Source organism: Thermosyntropha lipolytica DSM 11003 (assembly GCF_900129805.1).
Classification (GTDB): Bacteria; Bacillota; Syntrophomonadia; order Syntrophomonadales; family Syntrophomonadaceae; genus Thermosyntropha; species Thermosyntropha lipolytica.
Genome location: NZ_FQWY01000071.1, coordinates 1 through 3,111, shown reverse-complemented (window position 1 = coordinate 3,111; position 3,111 = coordinate 1). Strand labels below are relative to the sequence as shown.

Below are 3,111 nucleotides of genomic sequence, written 5' to 3'. Positions count from 1 at the left end.
ATACATTGGTGCAAATCCCGATGATACTGGAGAAATTTTTTTCAGCTATCAAATGCCTGGAAACAGCGTCAGTGGCAGACGTCACCTGGACAGAGCGACCAAAAGTATTACTTCCTATACATCAAGCCAAGGAGGATTCATACCCCACAATTTTGAAGGCAATATAAATCTTAGAATCGAGGGGAAGGGAAAGGAAGAAAATTTTGAGCTCCAAAGGAAGTAAAATATCAATATGATTAAAAGGTTTGGCTCTTGCCAACCTGCGTCAGGCAGTGGAAAAAGAACAGGAAAAAAAAGCAGTAAAACAGCTTAATGCACCTACCAGAGAAAAGAACTAGAATGATTTTAAGCAGAAGCTAATAAGCTAGGCAAAAATTGAATATAAAAGCTGACCTCATTATTGTTTCAATCAAAAAAGCAGGCTAAAAACCTGCCTTTCTGCATACAATAAATACTATTCTTTTGCTATTCCAGAATTTTACCACCTTTGAGTAATCCCCTGAGTCAAGCGATCTATGACAATAGCCAGATCCACCACCACAAAGCCGGCTTCAAAGCCCCTTTCAACTTCTAATCTGTTGATGGCTATCAAGACATTATAGCCTACTCCTCCGGCTCCGATCATACTGCAGATTATAACCATAGCTAAAGCCATCATTGTCGTCTGATTTACCCCTGCCAAAATTGAAGGCACAGACAGCGGCAGCAAAATCTCCTTCATCATCTGCCAGCGATCAGCTCCAAATGCCTCTCCTACCTTCACCAGATTGGCTGAAACCTGCCTGATTCCTAAGGAGATTCATCGATAGCCATATAGGCTCTTGCATTAGTTGGCATCTTGCCAAAACTCTTCTATTTTAGCATTCCCCGTATTTTCTCCGCCTCCCTCTATATAATAACGGGCCAGCTTCTCATTATAGAGCCGGTTCCTTTATCTAATGAAGCATAAAGTAAATGTTCCCCTTTTGGGAGAAGCAATTTTTTATACCATAGATTGTTCTCTCTTACAACCATCTATTCATTAAAATATGTAATTTAAGACTAAATGCCAACCAAAAATTACTTTAATATTGTTTTTTTTTTTTTGTATTTTATAATTTTTTCATATTTAGCAAATAAAGGGGTGGTACAAATTGCTTGCCTTAGAATCAACTGAATTTAAAATACTTCATTATTCTACCAAAAAGGAAGTGATATATAATGGCAGTTCCTCAAAAAATACTTTTTACTATATGTTCAATAATATTTTTATTTAATCTTTCTATTATCGCCTGCTTACACAATAGCAGCAAATTCTGATACATCTGTTACCCGTGTGATCTCTATTATCTGGAATGTAAACGGACTTCCTTATTCTATCCAAACTATAAGTTGGGTCAGCATAGATGGAGTTGCCTTTGATGATAAGCTAAGATTAGATAAATTTTCTGTATCAGGAGCAATTGTTAATGCTGGAAGTTATTTTTTTAGAATGAATCAAACTCACACAAATAGTGACTTATACTCAGGAAATACAAAAGTTATAACTTACCCCCAAACCAGTTTAACTTATTTCCCAATTTTAATATCTTCTAACTGGCAAAGCTGGGACAACTATGGTGAAAAAAATAATTGTAATAAGTGGTTTAATTCCAATTATCAATGCAAAACTGTCGTAAATTCATGGTGGCATTCATCCGAGACTTTTCCTTCTAATTCATACCCTACTTATACACATATTTTCTATAATCCTCAATCAGGCTGGGTAAACAATTAAGAAAGGAGAGCATTAATATAAAATGAAAGCAAACCGAACCATATTGATAACCATCCTTATCTTGGCAGCTATAATAACCTTTCCCCTGGTATCTGGTAAACTTGCAGCCGTATCTGACTTCTTCCAGTTAGGAAAAAAAATAGCATATGAAAAAAACAAAAAAGAAAATGAACAGATTATCCTCCTGGTAAATGGTGATCCGATTACCCGTAAAGATTTTAATATCCAGAAAATACTGCTGGAAGCTGGTGGACAAAAAGCAACTGACGAAGACATAATAAATAAACTTATTGAAATACAGGTACTCTATCAGGAAGCAGAAAAGCGTAATCTAGTTCCTGAACTTAAAGAAGCAGAAAAATTTGCCCACCAGCAAAAACAGATGCTAACTGCCGACCCCAAACCTGAAAATGCTGACCTTATACTGGAATATATAAAAGGTCAGGGCCTTACTGTAGATGAATTTTTCGAGCAAAATATCAAAGGTTATCAAAAAGGTTTGGCTCTTGCCAACCTGCGTCAGGCAGTGGAAAAAGAACAGGAAAAGAAAAGCGGAGAGCAGATAGATGCAGCAGCCCGAGAACAGAACTGGAATGATTTTAAACAGAAACTCATCCAGCAGGCGAAAGTCGAATATATAGATTAATCCATTTTCCCGTTAAATAAAGGCGGGGTAAAACCTGCCTTTTCCTTTATACCGTGATTTTGCCACCTTTTAGTAATACCCTGAGTTAAACGTAAATGTTCCTCCCTTGGGGAGGAGCAATTTTTTTATATCATAAATTGTCCTCTTTTTCAGCCATTTATTCCTTTAAACATGCAATTTAAGACCAAATGCTACCCTAAAATTACCTTAAGCTTGTTTTTTCCTTTTTTGTATTTTATAATTTTTCTAAATCTAGCAAATAAAGTATGGACAAGTTGCTCGTCCTGAAAAGCAACTCTCCTTTTAACACTGCTTTTACTTCCAGAAATATTAATGCTCCCGGCCAGTGGTATACATTAACCCCTTATTGGAATAATGAGTATATTGCCAAAACCCCTATTATGGGACAAATGGGTGGATCATATATCGAAATAAAGCGCGGCACTTCTAATCCTTGGAATTTAGAAGTCAGAATACAAGATTACGGTTTACAAGACTGGAGTTTTGGAGGTTAAAATAAACTGATGAAAAAAGAGACTTCTTTCTGGCTGATAACAATAGCTGTAGCTATCCTTATATTATCTGTATATATCATTTATAAATCCACTACTGATAATGAACAGATAATTTTCACCGGCCAGGGGCATGAATGGAAGGCCAAAATAGTAATAACTATAAAAGGGAATGAAGTATCAGAATTTATGGAAAT

The 3,111-nt window shown here is 36.0% G+C and carries 4 protein-coding genes; 3 read left to right on the top strand and 1 reads right to left on the bottom strand.

Annotated elements, in window-relative coordinates:
• Positions 1-223 (top strand): hypothetical protein (locus BUB92_RS11755; RefSeq protein WP_207646682.1); only part of this gene is annotated, 223 nt, incomplete at its 5' end.
• A 255-nt stretch (positions 224-478) separates the two neighbouring features.
• Here the strand turns inward: BUB92_RS11755 and BUB92_RS10895 are convergent.
• Complete coding sequence (locus BUB92_RS10895; RefSeq protein WP_278280535.1) at positions 479-787, bottom strand: ABC transporter permease subunit; 309 nt, start codon at positions 785-787, stop codon at positions 479-481.
• Between the two features lie 991 nt (positions 788-1,778).
• On the opposite strand from BUB92_RS10895, the gene BUB92_RS10890 reads away from it, so the two are divergent.
• Complete coding sequence (locus BUB92_RS10890; protein ID WP_073093580.1) at positions 1,779-2,402, top strand: hypothetical protein; 624 nt, start codon at positions 1,779-1,781, stop codon at positions 2,400-2,402.
• 524 nt (positions 2,403-2,926) lie between these two features.
• Positions 2,927-3,111: hypothetical protein (locus BUB92_RS10880; protein ID WP_143156955.1), on the top strand; the 185-nt coding region annotated here is incomplete at its 3' end.

Excerpts from the sequence above, each read along its gene's own strand:
- BUB92_RS10890 (WP_073093580.1), top strand. The coding sequence starts at position 1,779 with ATGAAAGCAAACCGAACCATATTGATAACCATCCTTATCTTGGCAGCT.